The 24,821-nt window shown below is 61.2% G+C and carries 18 protein-coding genes; 14 read left to right on the top strand and 4 right to left on the bottom strand.

Going from position 1 to position 24,821, the window contains the following annotated elements; genetic code table 11:
• Nucleotides 1-98: 98 nt before the first annotated feature.
• Nucleotides 99-2,654 (bottom strand): adenosylcobalamin-dependent ribonucleoside-diphosphate reductase, encoded by a 2,556-nt coding sequence (locus ACSQ36_RS23595; protein ID WP_436183795.1) that lies wholly within the window; start codon nucleotides 2,652-2,654, stop codon nucleotides 99-101.
• A 233-nt stretch (nucleotides 2,655-2,887) separates the two neighbouring features.
• Between ACSQ36_RS23595 and ACSQ36_RS23590 the strand changes: the two genes are divergently transcribed.
• Genes ACSQ36_RS23590 through ACSQ36_RS23545 form a run of 10 tightly spaced genes read left to right on the top strand, consistent with a single transcriptional unit; the run spans nucleotide 2,888 to nucleotide 16,287 of the window.
• A complete protein-coding gene (locus ACSQ36_RS23590; protein ID WP_436183794.1) occupies nucleotides 2,888-4,171 on the top strand; it encodes an MFS transporter in 1,284 nt (427 codons plus the stop codon).
• A gap of 16 nt (nucleotides 4,172-4,187) precedes the next feature.
• Nucleotides 4,188-5,585 (top strand): NarK family nitrate/nitrite MFS transporter, encoded by a 1,398-nt coding sequence (locus tag ACSQ36_RS23585; RefSeq protein WP_436183793.1) that lies wholly within the window; start codon nucleotides 4,188-4,190, stop codon nucleotides 5,583-5,585.
• Between the two features lie 28 nt (nucleotides 5,586-5,613).
• Nucleotides 5,614-9,360: a nitrate reductase subunit alpha gene (locus ACSQ36_RS23580; protein WP_436183792.1), complete on the top strand. Its 3,747-nt coding sequence runs from the start codon at nucleotides 5,614-5,616 to the stop codon at nucleotides 9,358-9,360.
• The gene (gene narH, locus ACSQ36_RS23575) at nucleotides 9,357-10,910 is read left to right on the top strand and encodes a nitrate reductase subunit beta (protein WP_436183791.1); all 1,554 of its coding nucleotides are present in this window, start codon (nucleotides 9,357-9,359) and stop codon (nucleotides 10,908-10,910) included. Before ACSQ36_RS23580 ends, narH begins: the two co-directional genes overlap by 4 nt.
• The gene (gene narJ / locus ACSQ36_RS23570) at nucleotides 10,907-11,584 is read left to right on the top strand and encodes a nitrate reductase molybdenum cofactor assembly chaperone (protein ID WP_436183790.1); all 678 of its coding nucleotides are present in this window, start codon (nucleotides 10,907-10,909) and stop codon (nucleotides 11,582-11,584) included. Before narH ends, narJ begins: the two co-directional genes overlap by 4 nt.
• A gap of 17 nt (nucleotides 11,585-11,601) precedes the next feature.
• Nucleotides 11,602-12,279, top strand: coding sequence for a respiratory nitrate reductase subunit gamma (gene narI, locus ACSQ36_RS23565; RefSeq protein ID WP_436183789.1), 678 nt, complete (start codon nucleotides 11,602-11,604; stop codon nucleotides 12,277-12,279).
• Between the two features lie 19 nt (nucleotides 12,280-12,298).
• The gene (locus ACSQ36_RS23560; protein WP_213762175.1) at nucleotides 12,299-13,045 is read left to right on the top strand and encodes a peptidylprolyl isomerase; all 747 of its coding nucleotides are present in this window, start codon (nucleotides 12,299-12,301) and stop codon (nucleotides 13,043-13,045) included.
• The gene (mobB, locus tag ACSQ36_RS23555; protein WP_213762174.1) at nucleotides 13,042-13,596 is read left to right on the top strand and encodes a molybdopterin-guanine dinucleotide biosynthesis protein B; all 555 of its coding nucleotides are present in this window, start codon (nucleotides 13,042-13,044) and stop codon (nucleotides 13,594-13,596) included. The genes ACSQ36_RS23560 and mobB overlap by 4 nt, the downstream gene beginning before the upstream one ends.
• A gap of 37 nt (nucleotides 13,597-13,633) precedes the next feature.
• Complete coding sequence (locus ACSQ36_RS23550; protein WP_436183788.1) at nucleotides 13,634-15,616, top strand: type IV pili methyl-accepting chemotaxis transducer N-terminal domain-containing protein; 1,983 nt, start codon at nucleotides 13,634-13,636, stop codon at nucleotides 15,614-15,616.
• Nucleotides 15,613-16,287, top strand: a complete 675-nt coding sequence (locus tag ACSQ36_RS23545; RefSeq protein WP_436183787.1) for a response regulator — start codon at nucleotides 15,613-15,615, stop codon at nucleotides 16,285-16,287. Before ACSQ36_RS23550 ends, ACSQ36_RS23545 begins: the two co-directional genes overlap by 4 nt.
• Nucleotides 16,288-16,303: 16 nt before the next feature.
• Here ACSQ36_RS23545 and glgA read toward each other — a convergent pair whose 3' ends face one another.
• The 3 genes from glgA to ACSQ36_RS23530 all read right to left on the bottom strand — a co-directional run bounded on the left by glgA (nucleotide 16,304) and on the right by ACSQ36_RS23530 (nucleotide 19,517).
• Nucleotides 16,304-17,779, bottom strand: coding sequence for a glycogen synthase GlgA (gene glgA / locus ACSQ36_RS23540; RefSeq protein WP_436183786.1), 1,476 nt, complete (start codon nucleotides 17,777-17,779; stop codon nucleotides 16,304-16,306).
• Between the two features lie 40 nt (nucleotides 17,780-17,819).
• Nucleotides 17,820-19,097: a glucose-1-phosphate adenylyltransferase gene (gene glgC, locus ACSQ36_RS23535; protein WP_213762170.1), complete on the bottom strand. Its 1,278-nt coding sequence runs from the start codon at nucleotides 19,095-19,097 to the stop codon at nucleotides 17,820-17,822.
• 66 nt (nucleotides 19,098-19,163) lie between these two features.
• Complete coding sequence (locus ACSQ36_RS23530) at nucleotides 19,164-19,517, bottom strand: hypothetical protein (RefSeq protein ID WP_436183785.1); 354 nt, start codon at nucleotides 19,515-19,517, stop codon at nucleotides 19,164-19,166.
• A 55-nt stretch (nucleotides 19,518-19,572) separates the two neighbouring features.
• Here ACSQ36_RS23530 and pdxY point away from each other — a divergent pair, with 55 nt between their 5' ends.
• The 4 genes from pdxY to ACSQ36_RS23510 all read left to right on the top strand — a co-directional run bounded on the left by pdxY (nucleotide 19,573) and on the right by ACSQ36_RS23510 (nucleotide 24,713).
• The gene (pdxY, locus tag ACSQ36_RS23525; RefSeq protein ID WP_436183784.1) at nucleotides 19,573-20,436 is read left to right on the top strand and encodes a pyridoxal kinase PdxY; all 864 of its coding nucleotides are present in this window, start codon (nucleotides 19,573-19,575) and stop codon (nucleotides 20,434-20,436) included.
• A 150-nt stretch (nucleotides 20,437-20,586) separates the two neighbouring features.
• Complete coding sequence (locus tag ACSQ36_RS23520; protein WP_436183783.1) at nucleotides 20,587-21,387, top strand: SDR family oxidoreductase; 801 nt, start codon at nucleotides 20,587-20,589, stop codon at nucleotides 21,385-21,387.
• A complete protein-coding gene (locus ACSQ36_RS23515) occupies nucleotides 21,380-23,242 on the top strand; it encodes a glycoside hydrolase family 15 protein (protein WP_436183782.1) in 1,863 nt (620 codons plus the stop codon). The genes ACSQ36_RS23520 and ACSQ36_RS23515 overlap by 8 nt, the downstream gene beginning before the upstream one ends.
• 34 nt (nucleotides 23,243-23,276) lie before the next feature.
• On the top strand, nucleotides 23,277-24,713 hold the full coding sequence (locus ACSQ36_RS23510) for a dihydrolipoyl dehydrogenase (RefSeq protein WP_436183781.1): 1,437 nt from the start codon (nucleotides 23,277-23,279) through the stop codon (nucleotides 24,711-24,713).
• Nucleotides 24,714-24,821: the final 108 nt, after the last annotated feature.

Below are 24,821 nucleotides of genomic sequence, written 5' to 3'. Positions count from 1 at the left end.
GGTGGCAATCAACAGCTTGAATGTGAGCGTGCATTAATCTGGCTGAGTGCCTGATCGCGGGTAAAAGTGATCAGGCACTCATGCGGGGCATTCACGCTTTAACCGCACGCGCCTATTTCGCCGCACGCTGTACAGAAGTCGCAACCGTCCTTGCGGATCATCGCGTTGGCACCACAAGTCGGGCACTTGCGGCCTGGAATGGGCAGTAGCGCATGCGGGTTGCCAGCGTCTGCGTTGTCCTCCACAACCGCGGTGATCTCGTCATCGCTGGATTCGGATGACGCCGATACAAGCCCCGCCTGCGCACTCTCATGCCGACGCTGCGCAAGCAAGCGCGACGGTAGCTGACCGCCCTCGATATCGAGGAAACCTCGCCGATACAGGATCTGCTGGATCGCATACGCAAGCGCCGCGACTTCCGAATCGTGCCAGCGTGGTGCTTTGTGACCACCGGGACGCTCGACGTCACCCAGCCGCACCTGTCCACGATCCCACGATACCTTGCGCATATCCTGCAGATTGCGCGCGACAAAACCACCTCGCGCCGCCAGCGACAATGACCGCATCGTCGCCGTAATCCATTGCTGCGATTCGTCGCGTTGCCCCGTTGGTATGAAGAACTCGATGGGCCGCTCGATAGTGACATCTTCGCCACCCAGCCGCCCGGTAATCTCCATGAACGACACCGCTACGTAAAGCGACTTCTTGCCGGCTTGCGTGAGGTACTCCACCTTCTCGATGATCGCCGGCAACTCGCCGCGCGGACGATGATCGATGGCAATGCGCAACGGGTCCAGTTGAACCTCTGCGTCCGCCGCGTCCGATGGATCGGATGCAACGATCGCGGGTGTCTCCGGCGTCACCGACAACACCGCACCCAGCGTGTCGTTCGGCCGGTAGGTAGCCAGCCCCTTCAGGCCGCGGCGCCATGCGTCGAAGTAAAGGTCCTTGAACGCGTCGAACGGATAATCGGCCGGTACATTGACCGTCTTCGAAATGGAGGTATCGACGAAAGGCTGCACCGCCGCCATCATTTCCAGATGATCGTTCGCGGGCATATCGAGTGCGCTCACGAAATACTCCGGCAACGCCTTCACGTCGCCGCCCAGTTCGCGATACAAGCGGTACGCATGATCCTCCACTGAAAATGATTGCCGGCTGCCATCGGCCATGCGCTTGGTACGCTGGTAAGTCCACGAGAACGCCGGCTCAATGCCGTTCGACGCATTGTCAGCGAACGCCAGGCTCACGGTGCCGGTCGGCGCAATGGAAAGCAGGTGGCTGTTGCGAATCCCGTCGCGATGAATCTCCGCCTTGATGTCATCCGGCAGGCGCGACGCGAAAGTACCTGTTTCAAGGTACTTTTTTGCATCGAAGAGCGGGAACGCGCCACGCTCGCGAGCCAGCTCCACCGACGCGCGATACGCCTCGTCGCGCATGGTCTGCGCCACACGTATCGCAAAATCGCGGCCCTCCTGCGAGTTGTAGCGCACACCGAGCATGACAAGCGTGTCGCCGAGCCCCGTAAAACCCACGCCTATGCGCCGCTTCGCCTGCGCTTCCCTGTCTTGCTCGGGTAGCGGCCAGAGCGTTACGTCGAGCACATCGTCGAGAAAACGAACCTGCGTGCGGGTGCTTTTCGCCAAGCCATCCCAGTCGAATACTGGCGTTCCTCCATGACGCTGCGCGAACGGTTCACGCACGAAACGCGTCAGGTTCAACGGCCCAAGATTGCAGCACCCGTAGGCCGGCAACGGCTGCTCGCCGCACGGATTGGTGGCGCGAATGGTCTCCACCGCTCGCAGGTTGTTGTCGTCGTTCATGCGCGATACGAACACCACCCCTGGCTCCGCAACGTCATAGGTCGAGCGCATGATCGTGTCCCACACTTCCCGTGCCCGCACTTCGCGATAAACCCACAGACCGTCTTCACGCTGCCGCGCATCGGCCGATGCCTTGACCGACGGTGAAGGTTCGGCGCGATGCACGAGCTGCCACGGGGTATCGTCAGCAACGGCTTGCATGAACTCGTCGGTCACCGCGACCGATACGTTGAAGTTATTCCAGCGCCCCTTCACATGCTTTGCCGCGATAAATTCAAGCAGGTCAGGATGTGAGCAATCCAGAATGCCCATCTGGGCGCCGCGCCGCGACCCGGCGCTTTCAACGGTCCTGCATGACGCGTCGAAAACATCCATGTAACTGCACGGCCCCGATGCCGACGATCCCGTGGAATGCACGCGTGCACCCTTCGGACGGATCGCGGAAAAGTTGTAACCCACGCCGCCGCCGCGCCGCATGGTTTCGGCTGCCTGCAGCAAGGCAACGTAGATGCCCGGCAAACCGTCCTCGTCCACGCCCTGGATGGCGTCGCCCACCGGCTGCACGAAGCAGTTGATGAGCGTTGCCTGGATACCCGTGCCGGCCGCGCTCATGATGCGGCCCGCGCCCAGTGCACCACGCTGGAAATTCTCGAAGAATTCGATCTCGACCTGCTTTCGCAGCGCCTCGGGCTCAGCCATTGCCACGCCTCGCGCAACCCGGCGATAAATATCGTCAATGCCCGCTTCATCTCCCTTCGCATACTTTTCCAGCATGACGTCGATGGAAAACTGCTGCGGTGAAACGGTGATCTTCAAGTCGTCTTCAGCCATGTTCTGTCCTCATGTCCAGCGGTTTGCTGCGTTGCATCGGAGTGGCGGAGCATGCCTCGCCGGCCGCGCTGGCCGAGCGTATCCCCTTCCAAATTACACCTTTCGGACTAGTCCCGCCGGAGGAGCGACATGGAGTCGCGTCCTCCCATCGGCGAATGGGCGGCACGTCGCGCAGTTCCTAATCTTGCAGTGATTTCCCAACTCAACGCAAATTTAATCGACAGGCAAGCAATATGACTGCCGTACGCAAGTCCCAAGCCACCCACGATGACGCAACCGCCGATCCGCGCGCCTGGCGCGTGCTGTGGTCGAGCACCTTCGCTTTCACCATCTGCTTCGCGATCTGGATGATGTTCGCGATTCTGGGCATTCCGCTGAAGACCCAACTAGGTCTCTCCGATACAGAATTCGGCCTGATTGCCGCGACGCCGGTGCTCTCAGGCTCGCTGGCGCGCGTCCCGCTCGGCATCTGCACCGACCGCTTCGGCGGACGTATCGTCTTTTTCCTGACGATGCTCGCGACAGTCATACCCATCTGGATGCTCACCTACGCTACGCAGTTCTGGCAATTCATCGCGCTCGGACTGCTGGTCGGTCTCGCCGGCGCCAGTTTCTCGGTCGGTACGCCCTATGTGGCGCGCTGGTTCCCGAAGGAACGCCAGGGCCTCGCGATGGGCATCTTCGGTGCCGGCAATTCGGGGGCTGCGCTCACCAAATTCGTTGCACCCGTGTTGATCGTGACAGCCGGCACGTGGATGATCGTGCCGAAGGTGTATGCCATCGCCATGCTCGTTACCGCCATTCTCTTCTGGATGACATCGGCGACGAATCCCGCCCATCGCATTGCCAATCCGCCGAGCTTCGCCAGCCAGTTGCGCGTGATGAAGGACCGTCGCGCATGGCGTTACTCGCAGTATTACTCGGTCGTGTTCGGCGGTTACGTTGGGCTGGCGCTGTGGCTGCCGCATTACTACGTTAATCATTATGGATTCCATATTGAGCAAGCGGCTTTGCTCGCTGCATGCTTCTCGCTGCCGGGCGGCGTCCTTCGTGCTGCTGGCGGATGGCTGTCCGACCGCTACGGCGCGAAGAAAACAACGTGGGTCGTGATGTGGACCGTGCTTACGTGCTTCTTTTTGCTCAGCTATCCGGACGCGGGCTTCATTGTGCAGTCGACCCATGGTCCGCTCGCGTTTCACATCGCGCTCTCGCCCACCGTATTCACGGTCCTGATTTTCACCGTAGGGATTGCAATGGCGATTGGTAAGGCGTCCGTATTCAAGTTCGTCTCCGATGAATATACCGGCAACATCGGCGCGGTCTCCGGCGTAGTCGGTCTCGCGGGCGGCCTGGCCGGCTTCGCGCTACCCATTCTGTTCGGGTTGTTCGCCGACCTGACGGGCGTGAGCAGCACCTGTTTCATGCTGCTTTTCGGCGCTACCGCCGTCAGCCTCATCTGGATGACCTTCTCTTTCCGCTCGCATGGCGACGCTGTCCTGCCGCGCGCCCCTGTCTAATCCAACCGATAAAAACATGTCCGACTATCTTCTCAAGAACTGGGAGCCGGAAGATCCGGCATTCTGGAAAACACGCGGCTCGGCCATTGCCAACCGCAACCTGTGGATCTCCATCCCGGCACTGATGCTTGCCTTCGCCGTGTGGTCGCTATGGAGCGTCGTTGTCGTCAACCTGGATAAAGGCGGCTTCCACTTCACGAAGAACGAACTGTTCTGGCTGACGGCGTTACCCGCCCTGTCCGGCGCGACGCTGCGCATTTTCTATTCGTTTCTCGTGCCCATCTTCGGCGGCCGGCGCTTCACCGCCGTCTCTACCGCCACGCTGCTGATTCCCGCGCTCGGCATGGGGTTCGCCTTGCGCGATCCGTCGACCAGCTATACCACCCTGCTCGTGCTCGCTTTGCTGTGCGGTTTTGGTGGCGCGAACTTCAGTTCTTCAATGTCGAATATCAGTTTCTTCTTTCCCAAGGCACGCAAAGGACTGGCGACGGGATTGAACGCCGGCATCGGCAATCTGGGTGTGTCGCTGGTGCAGTTCGTCACGCCGCTCGTGATCGCCACGGCCGCCTTCGCTTCGCTCGCAGGGGATGGTCAGACGTTCCTCGCGAACGGGGTCGAACGAGGTATCTGGCTGCAGAACGCGGGCTTTATCTGGGTACCGTTCATCGTGGTGGCGTCGCTGGCGGCATGGTTCGGGATGAACGATATCGCCGACGCAAAGGCCTCCTTCGCCGAGCAAGCCGTGATCTTCACGCGCAAGCACAACTGGTTGATGTGCTGGCTTTATATCGGCACGTTCGGCTCGTTCATCGGTTTCTCCGCAGGCTTTGCACTGCTGACCAAGAGCCAGTTTCCGTCGATCAACCCCACTGCCTATGCGTTCCTCGGCCCGCTCGCGGGCGCCTTGGCGCGTCCGGTAGGCGGCTGGATCTCTGATCATCTGGGCGGCGCGCGCGTGACGCTCTGGACTTTCCTCGGCATGATCGCCGCCGTGTTCGGCGTGATCTCGTTCATGCCCGCCACGGGCGTATCAGGTAACTACGCAGGCAACTTCGCGGGCTTCCTCGCCATGTTCATCGTGCTGTTCATGCTGACCGGCATTGGCAACGGTTCGACCTTCCGCATGATCCCGGTGATCTTCATGACCGAGCACCAGCGCCGCGCCAAGGGGCTGGATGCCGCAGCTCAACGCCAGGCCATGCACGACGCCGGCAAGGAGTCCGCGGCCGTGCTCGGTTTCTCCGCTGCTATTGGCGCGTACGGCGGCTTCTTCATTCCAAAGACCTTCGGCACCGCACTCGACATGACCGGTTCCGCCATACCCGCGCTGTACGTATTCATCGCGTTCTACGTGACGTGCGTCGCCATCACGTGGTTCTGCTACGCACGCCGCAACGCGAGCATGCCTTGCTGACGCGCCCTCTTCGACACAGGACACAATAATGAGTCATTTTCTGGATCGCCTGAAGTTCGTGAAGCGCACGCAGTCGACGTTTTCGAACGGACACGGTGCGGTGGTCAATGAAGACCGCAAGTGGGAAGAAGGTTATAGAACCCGCTGGCAACATGACAAGATCGTGCGCTCCACGCATGGCGTGAACTGCACGGGTTCGTGTTCGTGGAAGGTCTATGTGAAGAGCGGGCTGATTGTCTGGGAGACGCAGCAGACCGACTATCCGCGCACCCGCGCCGACCTGCCGAATCACGAACCGCGCGGCTGTCCGCGTGGGGCGTCGTATAGCTGGTACGTATATTCGGCGCAGCGCGTCAAGTATCCGATGATCCGCGGCCGCCTGATGGAAATGTGGCGCGAGGCGCGCAAGTCGCTCGATCCGGTCGCCGCGTGGGCGTCGATCAGCCAGGACCCGGTCAAGTCAAAACGCTATAAGAGCGTGCGTGGCCTCGGTGGCTTTGTGCGCGCCGACTGGGACACCGCTAACGAAATGATCGCTGCGGCTAATGCGTTCACCATAGGCAAGTTCGGGCCGGATCGCGTGGTTGGCTTCTCGCCGATTCCCGCCATGTCCATGGTCTCGTACGCAGCGGGTTCGCGTTATCTCAGCTTGATTGGCGGAGTGTGCCTCTCGTTCTACGACTGGTACTGCGACCTGCCGCCCGCTTCGCCGCAGGTCTGGGGTGAGCAGACCGACGTACCGGAATCCGCGGACTGGTACAACTCCACCTATCTGATGGTATGGGGTTCGAACATTCCGCAGACCCGGACCCCCGATGCGCATTTCTATACCGAGGTGCGCTACAAGGGCACGAAAACGGTAGCGGTATCGTCGGATTTCGGCGAGATGGTCAAGTTCGGCGACATCTGGCTTGCGCCTAAACAAGGCACCGACGCCGCGCTTGCAATGGCGATGGGGCACGTCGTGCTGAAGGAATTCCACGCAGCGAACGCATCGAACCAATCCGCTTATTTCCGCGACTATGTAAAGCAATACACCGACATGCCCATGCTCGTGCTACAGCGCGACAACGATGGCATGCTGGTGCCCGATCAGTTCCTGCGCGCATCGCATCTCGCCGATAGCCTCGACGAAGCGAACAATGCGCAATGGAAGACGCTCCTGATCGATGCAGACAGCGGCCAGATCGTCGCGCCCAACGGCACGGTAGGCTTTCGCTGGAATGAAGCTGCGCACAACGACGGCCGCAAGGTCGGCCGCTGGAATCTCGAACTGAAAGACGGCGGTAGCGGGCGGCCGATCGACCCCCGTCTCTCGATGATCACTGCGGGCACGCATGACGAAGTGGTCACAGTCGGCTTCCCCTACTTCGGCAGCGAGCACAACGCGCTGCTGGAACGTCACGTCCCCGCCCGGCGCGTCACGCTCGCGGACGGCACGAGCGCGCTTGTCGCCACCGTGTTCGACTTGCAAATGGCGAACTACGGGGTAGACCAGGGACTCGGCGGCCCGAACGTTGCCAGCAGTTACGACGACGACGTTCCGTACACGCCCGCATGGCAGGAAAAGCACACCACCGTGCCGCGCAATCTCGTGATCCAGGTGGCCCGCGAGTTCGCAACGAACGCCCATCAGACGCAGGGCAAGAGCATGGTGATCGTGGGCGCCGCGCTCAATCACTGGTATCACAACGACATGATTTATCGCGGCATCATCAACCTCCTGATGATGTGCGGATGCGTAGGAAAGAGCGGCGGCGGCTGGGCGCATTACGTTGGTCAGGAAAAGCTTCGGCCGCAATTCGGCTGGGCGCCGCTTGCGTTCGCGCTCGACTGGTCGAAGCCGCCGCGGCAGATGAACGGCACGTCCTTCTTCTATAACCACACCAGTCAGTGGCGTCACGAGAAGGTCGGGCTGAACGAAGTGCTTTCGCCGACCGCGAACAAGGCGAACTATGCGAACCTCGCCATGCTCGACCTGAATGCGAAGTCCGAGCGCATGGGCTGGTTGCCGAGTGCGCCGCAACTTGGCGCGAATCCGCTCGATCTGACCGACGAAGCAGCCCGTGCCGGCATGAAGCCGGTGGACTACGTGGTCGACCGCCTGAAGTCGGGCGCATTGCAATTCTCTTGCGATGACCCCGACAACCCCGTCAACTTCCCCCGCAACATGTTCGTCTGGCGTTCGAACATCCTGGGCAGTTCGGGCAAGGGTCACGAATACTTCCTGAAGTATTTGCTCGGCACGCAGAACGCCCTCTTCTCCGATGAAAACGACGCCATCATGCCCGGCCAGGTCCATGTGCGCGAAGCGGCTGAAGGCAAACTCGACCTGCTGACCGTGCTCGATTTCCGCATGAGCACGACCTGTCTCTACGGCGACATCGTGCTGCCGACCGCGACGTGGTACGAGAAAGACGACCTGAATACATCGGACATGCATCCGTTCATTCACCCGTTGTCGGAAGCCGTGCAGCCGTTGTGGGAGAGCAAGAGCGACTGGGAAATCTACAAGGGCATTGCAGAGAAGTTTGCGGAGATCGGCGGTGCGCATCTCGGTACCCGTACCGATCTGGTCTGCACGCCGCTCATGCACGATACCCCGGGCGAACTCGGCCAGCCGTTCGAGCCGAAGGACTGGCGCGCCGGTGAATGCGACCTGATTCCCGGCAAGACCGCGCCGTCCATGACGGTGGTCGAACGCAACTACAAAGATGTCTATCGCAAGTTCACGTCCGTGGGTCCGTTGCTGGATACACAGGGCAATGGCGGCAAGGGCATCAACTGGAACAGCGCGCATGAGGTGGATGAACTCGCGCACATCACGCACACGGTCACGGATCCGGGCGTGAGCCATGGACGTCCGCGGCTTGACAGCGCCATCGACGCCGCTGAAATGATCCTCACGTTCGCGCCCGAAACCAACGGCCACGTTGCAGTGAAGGCATGGCAAGCGTTGTCGAAGATCACGGGACGCGAACATGCACACCTCGCCGAAGGCCGCGAGCACGACAAGATCCGTTTCCGCGATGTCCAGGCGCAGCCGCGCAAAATCATTTCGGCGCCGACCTGGTCAGGGCTCGAATCCGAGGAGGTCAGCTACAACGCAGGCTATACGAACGTGCACGAACTGATCCCATGGCGCACCCTCACGGGCCGCCAGCAGTTCTATCAGGATCATCGCTGGATGCTGGATTTCGGCGAGGGTTCGTGCGTGTATCGCCCGGCTATTGACACGAAAACCGTCACCGCGATGCTCGGCGCGAAGCCGAACGGCGAGCACGAGCTCGTGCTCAACTGGATCACGCCACACCAGAAATGGGGCATCCACTCCACGTATTCCGACAACCTGCGCATGCTGACGCTCTCGCGTGGCGGACCGCACGTGTGGGTGTCGGAAGCGGAAGCAAAGCAAGCCGGTCTCATCGATAACGACTGGGTGGAAGTGTTCAACGTGAACGGTACGCTGACTGCCCGCGTGGTGGTGAGTCAGCGCGTGCCGCTCGGCATGTGCCTGATGTATCACGCTCAGGAAAAGATCATCAACGTGCCGGGCGCGGAGACAAGCGGCATGCGCGGCGGCATTCATAACTCGGTCACGCGCACGGTGCTCAAGCCGACGCACATGATCGGCGGATATGCACAGCAAGCCTATGGTTTCAACTACTACGGCACCGTGGGATCGAACCGCGACGAGTATGTGATCGTACGCAAGATGAAAAAAGTAGCGTGGCTCGAAGGCCCGCTCAATGAAAGCGAAGGAGCGGCATCATGAAAATCCGTGCGCAAGTCGCAATGGTTTTGAACCTGGACAAATGCATCGGTTGCCATACATGCTCCGTCACGTGCAAGAACGTGTGGACTTCGCGAGACGGCGTGGAGTACGCGTGGTTCAACAATGTGGAAACCAAACCGGGCATTGGCTATCCGAAGGAATGGCAGAACCAGAAGAAGTGGCGAGGCGGCTGGACCCGCGACGCGAGCGGCAAGCTCCATCCGCGTCAGGGCGGCAAGCTCAAGGTCCTCGCGAACCTGTTCGCGAACCCCAATCTGCCTGCTATCGACGACTACTACGAGCCCTTCACGTTCGACTACGAGCATTTGCAGAACGCGCGGCTATCTGAAACGCCGCCAACAGCCAGGCCCGTGTCCGTCATCACCGGCAAGAAGATGGAGAAGATCGAATGGGGCCCGAACTGGGAGGATGACCTTGGAGGCGAGTTCTCGTCACGCGGTCGTGACGCGCTGTTCGAGAACGTGCAGAAAGAGATGTACTCGACCTTCGAGAACACCTTCATGATGTACTTGCCGCGGCTGTGCGAGCACTGCCTGAACCCTGCATGCGTGGCGTCGTGCCCGTCGGGCTCGGTGTACAAACGCGAGGACGACGGCATTGTGCTGGTCGACCAGGACAAGTGCCGCGGCTGGCGCATGTGCATCTCCGGTTGCCCTTACAAGAAGATCTACTTCAACTGGAAGAGCGGCAAGGCGGAGAAGTGCATCTTCTGTTATCCGCGTCTTGAAGCCGGTCAGCCGACCGTTTGTGCGGAGACGTGCGTCGGGCGTATCCGCTATCTCGGCGTGCTGTTGTATGACGCCGACAAAATTGGCGAAGCGGCGTCGGTTGAACGCGAACAGGACTTATACCAGTCGCAACTGGACGTGTTCCTCGATCCGCACGACCCCGCTGTGCGGGCAGAAGCGCTCGCGCAAGGCGTTCCCCAAAGCTGGCTCGACGCCGCGGTCAAATCGCCCGTCTACAAGATGGCCGTGGAATGGAAGGTGGCGTTCCCGCTGCACCCGGAATACCGGACTTTGCCAATGGTGTGGTACATCCCCCCACTTTCTCCGATTCAGTCGGCGGCAGACGCGGGACATATCGGCATGGACGGGATCATTCCGGACGTGAAGAGCCTGCGTATTCCAGTGAAGTATCTGGCGAACCTGCTGACCGCCGGCGACGAAGCGCCGGTCACGTCCGCGCTGGAACGCATGCTCGCGATGCGCGCGTTCAAGCGTGCCGAAGTCGTGCACGGCCGCGCGGAACCCGAACTTCTGAACGGCCTCAACCTCACGCCCGCCCAGGTGGAGGACATGTACCAGACCATGGCCATCGCGAACTACGAGGATCGCTTCGTGGTGCCTTCGTCGCACAAGGAACTCGTGGAAGACAGCTTCAACGACAAGGGCAGTTGCGGCTTTACCTTTGGCAACGGCTGCTCGGGCGGGGTGTCGGAAGGATCGTTGTTCGGCAAGAAACCACAAGGCAGCGTGGCGTTCGCCGACATGCCCAAGTCACGCAAGAAAACGGAGTCCGCGTCGTGAACGACACACTGAAACCCCTATCCATCTACACGCTGCTCGCGAGCTTGCTCGACTATCCCGAGCCCGAATTGCTTCTGGCCATGGACGAGATAGAGCAAGCGCTCAGCGCCTTTCCCCAAGCCGCGCAAGTCGCGTTGCAGCCGCTGCTGACGTTGCTGAACGCGCATCCGTTGATCGAGTTGCAGGAGAATTACGTCGCCACGTTCGATCGGAACCCCGCGCACTCCCTGCATCTGTTCGAACACGTTCACGGCGAAAGCCGCGACCGCGGACAGGCGATGGTCGATCTGCTCGATGAATATCGCCGGCATGGTCTTGAAATGGCGACCAACGAACTGCCCGATCACGTGCCGCTGTTTCTCGAGGTGCTGGGCAATATCGACGCGACCGAGGCACGCACGCTGCTGGGCGAGGCCATTCACGTTCTCGCTGCATTGGGCGATCGTCTCGCACGCGATGAAAGCCCGTACGCGGGCGTATTCACCGTATTGCGGTCAATGACCGATGTGGTGCCGATACCCGCCGAGGTGCCCCCTATCCGCGACATGGACGAAGCACTTGAACGCTTCGGCCCGGGCACTGACGGCGTCGAACCATTGCTGGCCCCATCCACCACCACGCCGCTCGCTCAGCCGATGCATTTCCATCCGCGGCCGCCGGCCACGGCCAACTGAGTTCAGGGATCACGCTCATGCTCAATCAATTCTTGTTCGGCATTTATCCCTATATTGCGGCGGCCATTTTCCTGTTCGGCAGCCTCGCGCGCTTCGAGCGCGAACAGTACACATGGAAAGCCGACAGTTCGCAGTTGCTTCATCGCGGCAATCTGCGGCTTGGCAGCATCCTGTTTCATGTCGGCATTCTCGGCCTCTTCTTCGGGCATCTTGGTGGCCTGCTCACGCCGGTTGCCGTTTGGGACTGGCTCGGGATCGAGCACGGCACGAAACAAGCCGTGGCGATGATCGCGGGCGGCGTGATGGGCTCTCTCTGTCTCGTCGGTCTCGTCATCCTGATTCACCGGCGCGTCAGCAACGCGCGTATTTCCGCCGTGACCCGTACCGGCGACAAGGTGCTGCTGTTGTGGATTCTCGTTACCCTGTTGCTCGGCTTGTCGACGATCCGGGAATCAGCGGGTCACATGGACGGCCACATGATGGTCCAGCTCATGACCTGGGCGCAGCACGTCGTCACCTTCCAAGGCGACGCGGCGCAGTACGTGGCGGCCGCACCGTTTGTGTTCCGGATGCATCTGTTCATGGGTATGTCGCTCTTCGTCATCTTCCCGTTCACCCGGCTCGTGCACGTCTGGAGCGGCTTCGCTTCCGTCACGTACCTGAGCCGCGCATGGCAACTCGTGCGGCCGCGCTAACCTGTTCAAGGAGAACATCATGGCGATCATCATCAACGGCGTGGAGCTCGCGGACACGGACCTGGAGCGCGAAATGCCGGCTCATGCAGACACGCCGGATGTAAAGCGGGCGGCGCTGACCGCGGCTGTCCTGCGCCGCGTCCTGCTCGATGAAGCCGCTCAGTTGCACATCGCCTCCGCTCAGGGTGACGAGCTGATGATCGAAGCGTTGCTCGATCATCAGCTTGCCGAGGCGGCCGCGCCCACGCATGAAGAGTGCGAGCGCCACTACCTGGCCGACCTGGAACGCTGGCGGGTGAACGAGCGCGCGCGGGTTAGCCATATCCTGTTCCAGGTTACGGAAAGAGTGGATCTGGTGGCGCTGCGTCAACGCGCTCAACAGACACTCGATGAACTGCTTCACGCCGACGACCTCGAACTGCGGTTCGTTGATTTTGCGCGTACCTTGTCGAATTGCCCGTCGGGGATCGATGGCGGCGCGCTCGGCGAGATAGGCCGCGGCGACACGGTGGCGGCGTTCGAACGTGCGGTGTTTGCCGCGCCTGCTGGTACCCTCTGCCCTGTGCTTGTGGAAACGGAGTTCGGCTTCCATATCATCCGGGTTCACGAAAAGTCGCCGGGCCTGGTGTTGCCGTTCGAGCAGGTTGAGCTGCGTATTCGCGTCGCGATGTCGCAGGCGCTGCGCGATCTTGCCGAGCGGCGTTATGTGATGGAAGCGGTGGCACGCGCTAATATCCAAGGCTGGAAAGACGGGGTAGCGACATGACAGAAGCAGCGGCGAAGCTGCGCATATTCGGTATTTGCGGGCGTTCGGGACAGGGCAAGACAACGCTGATCGAGGCGCTCCTGCCCTGGTTCCGCGCGCGCGGCCTGGTGGTGAACGTGGTGAAGCACAGCCATCATTCAATCGATCTCGAGCCGCCAGGCAAGGACAGCGCACGTTTTCGCGCGGCCGGCGCGGGCGAGGTGCTGATTGCCTCGCCGTACAGGTATGCCATTGTGCGCGAACTGCATGACGCGCCCGAGCCGCCGTTGACGGAACTTGTCGCACGGCTTGCACCCTCCGACCTGACGCTGGTGGAAGGCTTCACGCGCGAGGTCTTGCCGCGCCTCGAAGTCGTTCGTCCCGAGGCGGGCCGGGACCCGCTGTATCTGACCGACATGGCCATCCTCGCGATCGCGACCAACGACGCCCCGCGTCTTCATGACGCACCCGCGATCCCGCTTCTGCCTCTGGCGGACGTTGACCGTATTGGTGAGTTCATATGTAAAACAGTCGGACTCTCACTATTGGACGCCAGCACGCCGGATAATTAGCGCCCTTTGCATTCCGGTCGCGCAAGCACGCAGTTCCATGTCCGATCATCCGCTTCATCGGGCCGCACCCGCGGCCACACCCGAGGTCTCATCCCCGGCCCTGCTCGCCACGCCGTTCCGTTACCGGTTATCCACGCGCATTGTCGCGTTGTCCGGCGTTGCGCTGGCGTTAGTCCTTTCCATGATCGCGGGCACGCTCTGGCTCTCGTGGCAACTCGAAGGCGCGGGCGCGGCGATCAACGACGCTGGCAGCCTGCGCATGCGGGCGGGCAACATCGCCATTCAACTCAACGAAGCACGGGCCGGCCGTAAAGCTGACGTGAATTCGCAAAGCGCCCTGCTCGATCTCACGCTGGCCCAGTTGAAAAGCGGGGACCCCGCGCGGCCATTATTCCTTCCTGCCATGCCTGCGATCCACGCTCAGCTGGATGCCGTATCGCAGGCGTGGCACGACTCGTTGAAGCAGGCGATCACGCACGACGCGTCAAGTTCCATCGATACCCCCTCGCTGTATCTCGCCCGGCTGCCCGCGTTCGTTGCCGAAGCCGATGCACTGGTGCGCATGATCGAACGCGAAAACGCCCGCAAGACAGCCTGGTTGCGACGCTGGCAAATGGCCCTTGCGGCACTCGCGTGCGTGGGCACGATCGCAATCGTGTACCTGCTTTACGCGTGGTTCGTGACGCCCGTACGACGTCTGGAGCGTGGGCTGTCCCGTATCGAACAACGCGAATTCAGCGCCCGTTTGCCGGTCGAGTCGCGCGACGAGTTCGGTCATCTTGCGGAGGGTTTCAACCGGATGGCAAGCGAGCTTCAGAGTTTGTACCGGGACCTCGCGCTACGCGTGACGAGCAAAACCGCGCAACTTGCCACCCGCAACGGCGAACTGGTCGCACTCTACGAGATGACCGCGTTCCTGCATGGCGCGCATGACGTTGAAGTGCTGTGCCGCGGTTTTCTTGCGCGCGTGATGCGTCAGTTCAACGCCGACGCAGGCACCGTCCGCGTGCTCGCTCAAGACGCGGACAACCTGCACGTAGTCGTGTCCGAAGGTTTGCCGGAGCCGCTGCTGAACGCGGAGCGCTGCATGCCGGCAAGCACCTGCGTGTGCGGCGCGGCAGCCACCGGCGGTCTCTCGGTCGTGCGCGATCTACGCATGCAGCAGATAGTTGACAGCGGTCCCGCGACGCATTGCGGCAAGGCAGGTTTCGATGCGGTCGCGGCCTTCGGTATCGTCTCGCATGAGCTTGCGCTGGGTTCGTTCTCGCTGCACTTTCGCGGCGACCGCCCGGTGCTGCCATCGGAAACCCGCCTGCTTGAAACGCTCGGCAAACATCTGGGCACGGCTTTGCAGAACCATCGGCTTGCCACGGCCGCGCGTCAGCTTGCGGTCGCGCAGGAGCGTCACCTGGTCGCGCAGGGGCTGCATGACAGCATCGCGCAGAGCCTGAATTTCCTGAAGCTGCAACTGCATTTACTCGATAACGCCGCAAGCCGCGACGACATGAACGAAGTGCGCGAGATCGCGCCGTTGTTACGCGGAGGTCTTGAGGAAAGTTATGAGGACGTGCGTGAACTGCTCGTCAATTTCCGCACGAAGTTCGCGACCGGCAACCTTCGCGACGCCGTGGACGAGACTGTGACGCGGTTCGAACGGCAAACGGAGACACTAGTCAACCTCGACTACGACGAAGCGGGCGGACTGCCCTTGCCGCCCGACCAGCAGCTACAGGTGCTGTTCATTCTTCAGGAGGCGTTGTCGAACATTCGCAAACATGCGTCGGCTACGCAGGTCCACATTGCGCTCACGAACGCCCGTGATTTTGAACTGACGATACAAGACAACGGCGACGGTTACGATCCCGCCAATATCGCCAGTCGCGGCGAAGCCCACGTCGGTTTTCACATCATGCGTGAACGCGCAGCGCGGCTCGGGGCGCAATTAGAGCTGGACAGCGAACCTGGCAAGGGCGCACGCGTCCACCTTCTGCTGCCCGTCAGCGAACGGCAGGCAGCATGACCATCCGCATTCTTTTAATCGATGACCACACGCTGTTTCGCTCCGGTGTGCGCGCATTATTGCAGCGTCAGCCCGACTTCGAAGTCGTGGACGACGCCGCCGATGGTATCGAAGGGTTCAAGCGCGCGAAGCAGCATCGGCCGGACGTGGTCCTGCTCGATCTGAATATGCCGGGGTTGTCGGGTATCGAAACGTTGCAGTTGCTCCAGCAGGATTTGCCGGACACCGCGGTCATCATGCTGACCGTATCGGAAGATGTGGATGAACTGACCCGCGCGCTGCGTGAAGGTGCATGCGGCTATCTGTTGAAAAATATGGAAGCCGACGCACTCGCGACCATGATCCGCCGCGCAGCCGAGGGCGAATCCGTGATCGCGGAGAGCATGACTCAGCGGCTGATTGCCCAAATGAGAACACCGGTGCGCGCAGAAGATACTGCGCCGCCGCCACTTGAACCACGCAGCTCGCCGGCGTCGCCTGCACTGACGCCAAGAGAACGCGACATCGTGCGGATCCTGGCACGCGGCGCGAGCAACAAGGATATTGCGCGTGAACTCGACCTGGCCGAAAGCACCGTGAAGATCCACGTGCGCAATGTGCTTCGTAAGCTCAATCTGTCGAGCCGTGTTCAGATCGCGATTCATGCGCTCGCACGCGACCTGAACGACTGACCCCGACTGACTCCGACTAACGCGCCTTCGCCCCGATCAGCTCGCGATACACATCGACGTATCGCAACGCCGACGCTTCCCAGCCGAAGTCCTGTTCCATCGCGCGACGCACGACGGCCTTCCATTCCAGCCGCCGCTGCTTCAATGCGAACGCGCGCCGGATCGCGGCAACAATTGACGGCCGGTCGAATTTCTCGAACACAAAACCGGTAGCCAGGTCGTCAGCGAGATTCTCCAGCGACGCATCCGTCACGGTGTCGGCAAGACCGCCCACGCAATGAACGAGCGGCAGTGAACCGTATGCCAGCGCGTACAACTGCGTCAGGCCGCACGGCTCAAAGCGCGACGGAACCATCACGATGTCGCTGCCCGCGATAATCGAATGAGAAAGCGTTTCGTCGAATCCCAGTTCTACGGCAACCGCTTGCGGATGCGCCAGCGCGGCGTTCTTGAGGCCGTTTTCAAGCGCCGGATCGCCGGTGCCCAGTACGACGAGTTGACCGCCGCGCTGGACGATATCCGGAATGACTGACAGCAAGAGATCAATCCCCTTCTGCTCCGTCAGCCGGCTCACCACGCCGAACAGCAAGGCATCTGGCTCACGCGCGAGGCCGACCCGTTCCTGCAACGCGGCTTTGCACTTCGCTTTGCCAGTGAATTTTTCGATCGAGTATTGCGTGTCGATGGTGGTATCGGTCGCCGGATTCCATACCGTCTGATCGACGCCGTTGAGAATGCCGCTGATGTCGTGCGTGCGGGTGCGCAGCAAACCATCGAGCCCGGCGCCCTGCGCATGGGTTTGAATTTCGCGTGCGTAGGTCGGGCTCACGGTCGTGATGCGGTCCGCGTAGAACAGCCCGGCTTTGAGAAACGACAGGTGACCGTAGAACTCGACGCCATCGATAGAGAAAAAATCCGCCGGTAGCTGCAGCACACCGAATTCCGCGGCGGGAAAGACGCCCTGGTAAGCGAGGTTATGGACCGTCATGACCGACGGCACGCGCGCCACGCCCGTCTCCCGCTCGCGTGCCCTCAAATACGCGGGCGCCAAGCCAGCGTGCCAGTCGTGCGCATGCAGGACGTCGGGTTTCCACGTCGGGTCGGCACCCGTCGCCACGCGCGCCGCCGCCCAGCCGAGCAGCGCGAAACGCCGGTCGCTGTCGGCATATTGCGTATGCGAGCCGTCCAGATACGGATTGCCGGGCCGATCGTAGAACGCGTCCGCGCGCACCACGTAGACCACGATTCCGTGCGGTTCGAGCAAACCCCGCTCGAGCCGCACGTTGTCTATGCCAAACGCCCAGCCAAGGTCCGCTACCGGCTCGATCTGCGTCAGGCCCGCGACTACCGAAGGAAACGCCGGCAGGATCACGCGGGCATTCGTGCCCAGTTGCGTCTGGGCCGGCGGCAATGCGCCAACGACATCGGCGAGGCCGCCGGTTTTCAAAAGCGGATACATCTCCGCTGCAACATGCAGCACGCATACGGTCATCGATTCCCCATTGGCTTGTTTCCGGTCGCCCGAATTATGACTACCTGGCTTGTCCGAGACGTGTCAGTGCATCCTGTGTCACGAGCACCACGCCATTTTCAGTCCGGAAAAACCGCTCGGCATCGTAATCGGGATCCTCGCCTATGACCAGCCCTTCGGGCAGCGTGCAACCCCGGTCGATCACCACGCGCTTCAGGCGGCAACTCGGGCCGACGGTCACCTGCGGCAACAGCACGGCTTCGTTGATATGACAGAACGAATGTACCCGCACCGCCGATGAAAACACCGACCGCGCGACTTGCGAACCCGATATCACACAGCCGCCGCACACCAGCAGATTGTTAATTGCGCCCTGCTGCCCATGCAGGTCACGCACGAACTTGCCCGGCGGCAATTGCTCCTGGTTGGTCCAGATGGGCCATTTTCGGTCGTAGAGGTCGAGAGCGGGAATGGTCGACGCGAGATCCAGGTTCGCCGCCCAGTACGCGTCCACGGTGCCCACGTCGCGCCAGTACGGCGGCGCGTTCGGATCGGTTTCGGAGGTCACGCACGACATCCCGAACGGGTGCGCTATCGCCTTGCCGCTCGTTACCACGCGTGGCAGGATGTCCTTGCCGAAGTCATGATCCGTATCCGACGTTTCAATGTTCTCTTCGAGCAATTGATACAGATACTTCGCGCTGAACACATAGATGCCCATGCTCGCGAGCGCGACGTCGGGCTTGCCCGGCATCGCGGGCGGGTCCTCCGGCTTTTCCAGGAAGTCCGTTATGCGCCGCTGCGCATCGACGTGCATCACACCGAACGCGGTCGCTTCCATCCGCGGCACTTCAATACAGCCAACCGTGCAATCCGCGCCGCTCTCGACGTGATCGAGAATCATGCGCGTGTAGTCCTGCTTGTAGATGTGATCTCCCGCCAGCACGATGATGTACTCGGGCCCGATCGACCGGATGATGTCGAGATTCTGGAAAACCGCGTCCGCCGTCCCCCTGTACCAGCTTGAATCAACGCGTTGCTGGGCCGGCCAGATATCGATGAACTCGTTGAACTCGCCGCGCAGGAAACCCCAGCCGCGCTGCAGGTGGCGCAAGAGCGAATGCGCCTTGTATTGAGTGACGACCGCGATACGCCGGATGCCTGAATTCAGGCAATTCGACAGAGCAAAGTCCACGATCCGGTATTTGCCGCCAAAATGCACTGCTGGTTTGACGCGTTTATTCGTGAGCGGTCCGAGTCGGGTACCCCGGCCGCCCGCCAAGACGATAGCCAGCGTGTTCTTCTGCAGATCCGTACGATTTCCTGTCAGCGTCTCCATACCGACCTCCTGTTTTGCGGCCTGTCTCTGGCCTTTTGTAGCTTGTTTCAGCTGTTTTTCAGCTGTTTACCGGGTGCTTGCTGGCGAATGGCTCGAATTGGATTGGGTGGTTTTCTCCAGAGGATTTGAACGACATTTAATGGAGCGGCTGGGATGATTTTGCTGCAAAGGTGAATAGTTCGCACCTGCTTTTCGGAAATTGATGTGCGTGACCGTCAAAATCGCTTCGCAATCCGATGGAGTCTGTCCGCGGATTGATTCGTGTTCGCAGCAGGCATAAGAAAACAATACGGCGTAGCAATCCTCATGCCAAGCGGCTTCCACCAGCGGCGGTTCTCCTGCGGCAACGTTTTGCGAACCGGTTCTTCCGGCCGGGGCAAAAACCACGGCACAATGATGTCCGGCATGCCTAACATGCATGCGGTTTTCGTGCGCGGCCCTTGGCCGCTGTCCTGCACCTCGCTAAAAACCAATCATGCAAAACGTCCTCAGTATCCAGTCACATGTGGTCTTCGGCCACGCAGGCAACAGCGCGGCTGTCTTTCCCATGCGCCGCATGGGCGTCAACGTCTGGCCGCTCAACACCGTGCAGTTCTCGAATCACACGCAATACGGCCGCTGGACCGGCAGTGTTGTCGATGCTGAAGAACTGACGCGCGTGATCGAGGGGATTGGCGCTATCGGCGTGCTGTCGCGCTGCAATGCGATCCTGTCGGGGTATCTCGGCTCGCCCGAGCAAGGCGCCGCAGTTGTGGAAATTGTCAGGATGGTGAAAGCCGTCAACCCTAAAGCGCGCTTTTTCTGCGACCCGGTCATGGGCACTACCAGCGGTTGCATCGTCGAACCCGGCATCCAGGAATTTTTGGTGAATACCATGCCGGAAGTCGCCGATGCCATGACACCGAATCACATCGAATTGCAGAAACTGACGGGACGCACCATCGAGACGGTCGATGAAGCGGTCGCCGCATGCCGCGAGGTGATCGCCCGCGGCCCGACAGTCGTGCTGGTCAAACACCTGATCGACAAAAACAGCCGCGCCGATACCTTCAACATGCTCGCCGTGACCGCGACCGAAGCGTGGTTCGCGCAACGGTCGCTCTACCCGTTCGCGCGGCAACCGGTCGGCGTAGGCGACTTGACCAGCGCGGTATTTCTCGCGCGCACGCTATTGGGCGACTCGGTGCGTGCCGCGCTGGAACACACGCTTGCGGCAGTGAACGCCGTGGTCAGGACCACGTTCCAGGCCGGGCGCTACGAGCTTGAGATCGTCGCGTCGCAGGACGAAATCGCGTATCCCACGGAACGTTTTCCCGCGATTGGGGTGGATGCCGAGTAGGACTGCTGGTTCCGGACTGTGAACCCGTTCCCGGGGCAGGACCGGCGCTTGCTCCATCCCCTGACGTCTCCGGCCCAGGCCGGCCCCCGCAGGCGCTACGCAGTGATCAGGCGGCGCACGCGACGCGCTTCGCATCCCATCGGGAACGTTATGAACCCAGTACTCGAAGGTCAGGTCGCACTCGTCACTGGCGGCAGTTCGGGCATAGGCTACGGCGTGGCGCAAGCGCTCGCCAATGCCGGCGCGAGCGTCGCCATCAACTATCACTCGCATGGCGAAGCCGCTGAAGCGCTCGCTGCATCGATAGAAAAAGCCGGCGGCCAGGCCATTGCGCTCCAGGCCGACGTCTCGGACGAAGCCGATATCGACTCCATGTTCGACATGCTGATCAAGCATTTCGGCACGGTGGACATCGTGGTCGCGAATTCCGGTTTGCAGAAGGACGCGAAGTTTGTCGACATGACGCTCGCCGACTGGAACGCCGTGATGAACGTGAACCTCACGGGCCAGTTCCTCACCGCTCAACGCGCCGTGCGTGAATTTCTCCGGCGCGGCCCGCGTCCCGTGTCCCGGGCGCTGGGCAAGATCATCTGCATGAGCTCGGTGCATGAAGTCATTCCGTGGGCGGGACATGTCAACTATGCGTCGTCGAAGGGCGGCATCCAGATGATGATGAAATCGCTCGCACAGGAAGTCGCGCCGCACAGGATCCGCGTGAATTCGATCGCGCCGGGAGCCATCCGCACGCCGATCAACAAGGCCGCGTGGGACAGCCCCGAGGCGTTGAAAGCGCTGCTCGAACTCGTGCCCTACGGCCGGATTGGCGAAAGCGAGGATATCGGCCGGGCAGCGGTCTGGCTGGCCTCCGACGACAGCGACTATGTGGTTGGCACCACCTTGTTCGTCGACGGCGGCATGACCCTGTATCCGGGCTTTGCGGACAATGGTTAGCCCTCGGGAAAACCGCTCCGACGCGCAGCTCGGTATCGCTATCGACGCGCATGGCCTGATCGGCAACATGCGCACGACCGCGCTGGTGTCGACCGAAGGCGTGATCGACTTCATGTGTTTTCCACGCATCGATTCGCCGACCGTGTTCGGGTCGCTGCTGCATCCGGAACGAGGTGGTGCGTTCAGCATCATGCCGGCGTTCGAGGTCTCGCGCGCCAAGCAGATGTACCTGCCAGAAACGAACGTGCTGCTCACGCGCTTCATGTCGGCGGGGGCCGTGTGCGAGATCGTCGACTTCATGCCGGTAGCGGACGCGGATGACGACGCGAAGGCGGCGTCCAATTGCGTGGTGCGGATAGTGCGTGCGATCTACGGCGATATGTCAGTGCGAATGCGCTGCGCGCCGCGTTTCGACTATGCCCGCGGCAGTCATGAAACCGCGCAGGTCGACGCCAATACGTTGCGTTTCACGCCTGCAGGCGAGGCAGCCGGCGCTCCGACGGAAGCACTCACATTGGATGCAACCGTGCCGCTGGCGATCGATCATCACGACGCTGTCGCCAGCTTCGATCTCAAGCAAGACGAGATGGCCTGCTTCATCTTCGGCGCGGAATCCGACGCGATGCGCAAGACGCTTCCGTGCAAGCAAGCGCTGTCCGACACCATCGACTTCTGGCGCGGATGGTCGCGGCAATCCACCTACCGTGGCCGCTATCGTGAAGTGGTGATGCGCTCGGCCCTGCTGCTCAAGGTGCTGAGCTCGCGCGCAACCGGTGCGATCGTCGCCGCGCCCACGTTCGGGCTGCCGGAAACATCGGACGGCGGACGTCGCTGGGATTATCGATACACCTGGATTCGCGACGCCGCATTCTCGGTCTACGCGCTGCTTCGGCTCGGCTATACGGGCGAGGCGCGCAACTTCAAGAACTGGATCGCCGAGCGCAACAAGCACTGCGACTCGGACGGCTCATTGAGCGTGATGTACGCGGTAGACGGCGAAGAGTCGCCGGAAGAAGAAGTCATCCCTGAACTGTACAGCAGCGGCGCCGAGCCTCCGCTGATCGGCAATGCCGCGCGTGACCAGACGCAGCTCGACGTCTACGGCGCGCTGCTGGACGCAATTTATCTCTACAACAAATATGGCGAAGCGATTTCCTACGACGGCTGGCGCCACGTTACGCGCACCGTGCATTTCGTGGCGGAAAACTGGCAGAAGGCAGACCAGGGCATCTGGGAATTTCGCAACGGCGAGCGGCCCCTGCTGCATTCGCGACTGATGTGCTGGGTCGCAATGGACCGCGCGATACGCCTCGCTCAAAAACGTTCGCTGCCCGCGCCGTTCGCTGAATGGAATGCGGTCCGCGATGCCATTCACGAAGATATCTACGCGCACTTCTGGAACGATGAGCTACAGAGCTTCGTTCAGACGCCCGATTCGAAGACCCTCGATGCATCGACGCTGATGATGCCCCTCGTGCGTTTCATAGGCCCGAAGGACCCGCGCTGGCTGTCCACGCTCGATGCAATCGGCCGAGAACTAGGCGTCGATCCGCTGATCTTCCGCTATACGCGCGGTGATTCGCTAGACGGCCTTCCCGGCGAGGAAGGCGGGTTCAGCGCGTGTTCGTTCTGGTACGCGGAAGCACTCGTGCGCGCGGGGCGAGTGGACGAAGGACGGCTTGTATTCGAGAAGATGCTGGCTTATGCCAACCATGTCGGCCTTTACTCCGAAGAGATCGCCATCAGTGGCGAAGCGTTGGGCAATTTCCCGCAGGCACTGACCCATCTTGCGCTGATCAGCACCGCGTTCCAGCTTGACCGGAGCCTGGACGGAGCACATCCGCAGTGGTCGTGAAGATAGGCTCGAGCGCATCCAACCAAGGATATCGATGAAGCAGATCAAGGTGGACGTTGCCGTCATTGGTGCAGGGACGGCCGGCATGGCCGCGTATCGCGCAGCACGGCTGGCGGGCAAGCAGGTCGTGCTGATAGAGGGTGCCGAACTCGGCACGACCTGCGCGCGCGTGGGCTGCATGCCGTCCAAGCTGCTGCTCGCTGCCGCCAATGGCCTGCACGACGCGAAGGCGCAGGCGCCCCGGGGCATTGAAGGCACGCATGCGCTTGAAGTCAACAGTGAGCATGTGCTCGCTTATGTCCGCGGCGAGCGCGATTATTTCGTCAAGGGCGTGCTGAAGGAAACGGATTCATTTCCTCAGGACACGATCATCCGCGGCTTTGCCCGCTTCGAATCGCGCAACGTTCTTCTTATCGATGACTTCGCCCGCGTGGAAGCCACGAGCGTGGTCATCGCGACGGGTTCGGCATCCGTCATTCCAGACGACTTCAAGCTATTCGGTGATCGTCTCATTACCAGCGACGATGTCTTCGACCTGAAGACCTTGCCCAACCGCTGCGCGGTATTCGGCGCGGGCCCTATCGCCCTTGAACTCGGCCAGGCATTCGCGCGGCTCGGCGTGGACGTATTCATGTTCAGCCAGAAGAACCAGGTCGGCGCGTTGACGGACACCCCAGTGCGCGACGCCTTGATTGAAGCGCTGCAGCAGGAGTTTTACTTTGACCCCGACGCGACCATCCTCGAAAAATCGATGCAGGATGGCGAGCCCACGATCCGCTTTAAAGCCCTGGACGGAACCGAGCGCACCGAGCGCTTCGACCGGGTGCTCGTGGCGACCGGCAGGAAACCGGTACTGACTTCACTGCAGCTTGAAAAGACCGGCATCGAGCTCAACGACAAGGGCGTTCCCCTGTTCAACGAGCAGTCGATGCAGTGTGGCGACAGCAGCATCTTCATGGCCGGCGATTGCGACGGCACGCGTCCCTTTCTCTCCGATGCCGCCGACGAAGGCAAGCTCGCCGGCGACAATGCCGCGCGTTTCCCCGATGTGCAATCCGTCAAACGCAAGGTGCCGTTTTCGATCGTGTTCTGCGAGCCGCAAGTCGCCAGCGTAGGTGCGTCCTACGACGACCTCGACAAGCAGATGACAGTGACCGGAACCGTGTCGTTTGAAACGCAGGGGCGCAGTCGCGTGCTACGCCAAAACCGGGGTTTGCTGCATGTCTATGCCCACGCCAAGACCGGCAAGTTGCTGGGAGCCCAAGGGTGTGGACCCGCCGTTGAACATCTCGGCCATCTGATTGCCTGGGCATTGCAACTGGAACTGTCCGTGGAAGACATGCTGAAGCTGCCGTTTTATCACCCGGTGATCGAGGAAGGATTGCGCACGGCGCTCAAAGAAGCGAACAAGAAATGTTTTGAATCACGCGCGCAGACCGCACCCGAATTGCCCAACGCGGCAGGTTGCTGACCCGCGCTTAAAAAGACCAACGTAAAAAGCCCGCTCGAACAAACCATTCGAACAGGCTTTTTATTGCTGCGAGAACCTGAATAGCGCTACCGCTTACAGCGCGCACGC

Source organism: Caballeronia sp. LjRoot34 (genome assembly GCF_964253815.1).
In the GTDB taxonomy this organism is placed as follows: Bacteria; Pseudomonadota; Gammaproteobacteria; order Burkholderiales; family Burkholderiaceae; genus Caballeronia.
Note: the sequence above shows the minus strand (reverse complement) of the source record. Positions and strands in the feature narration are given on the sequence as shown.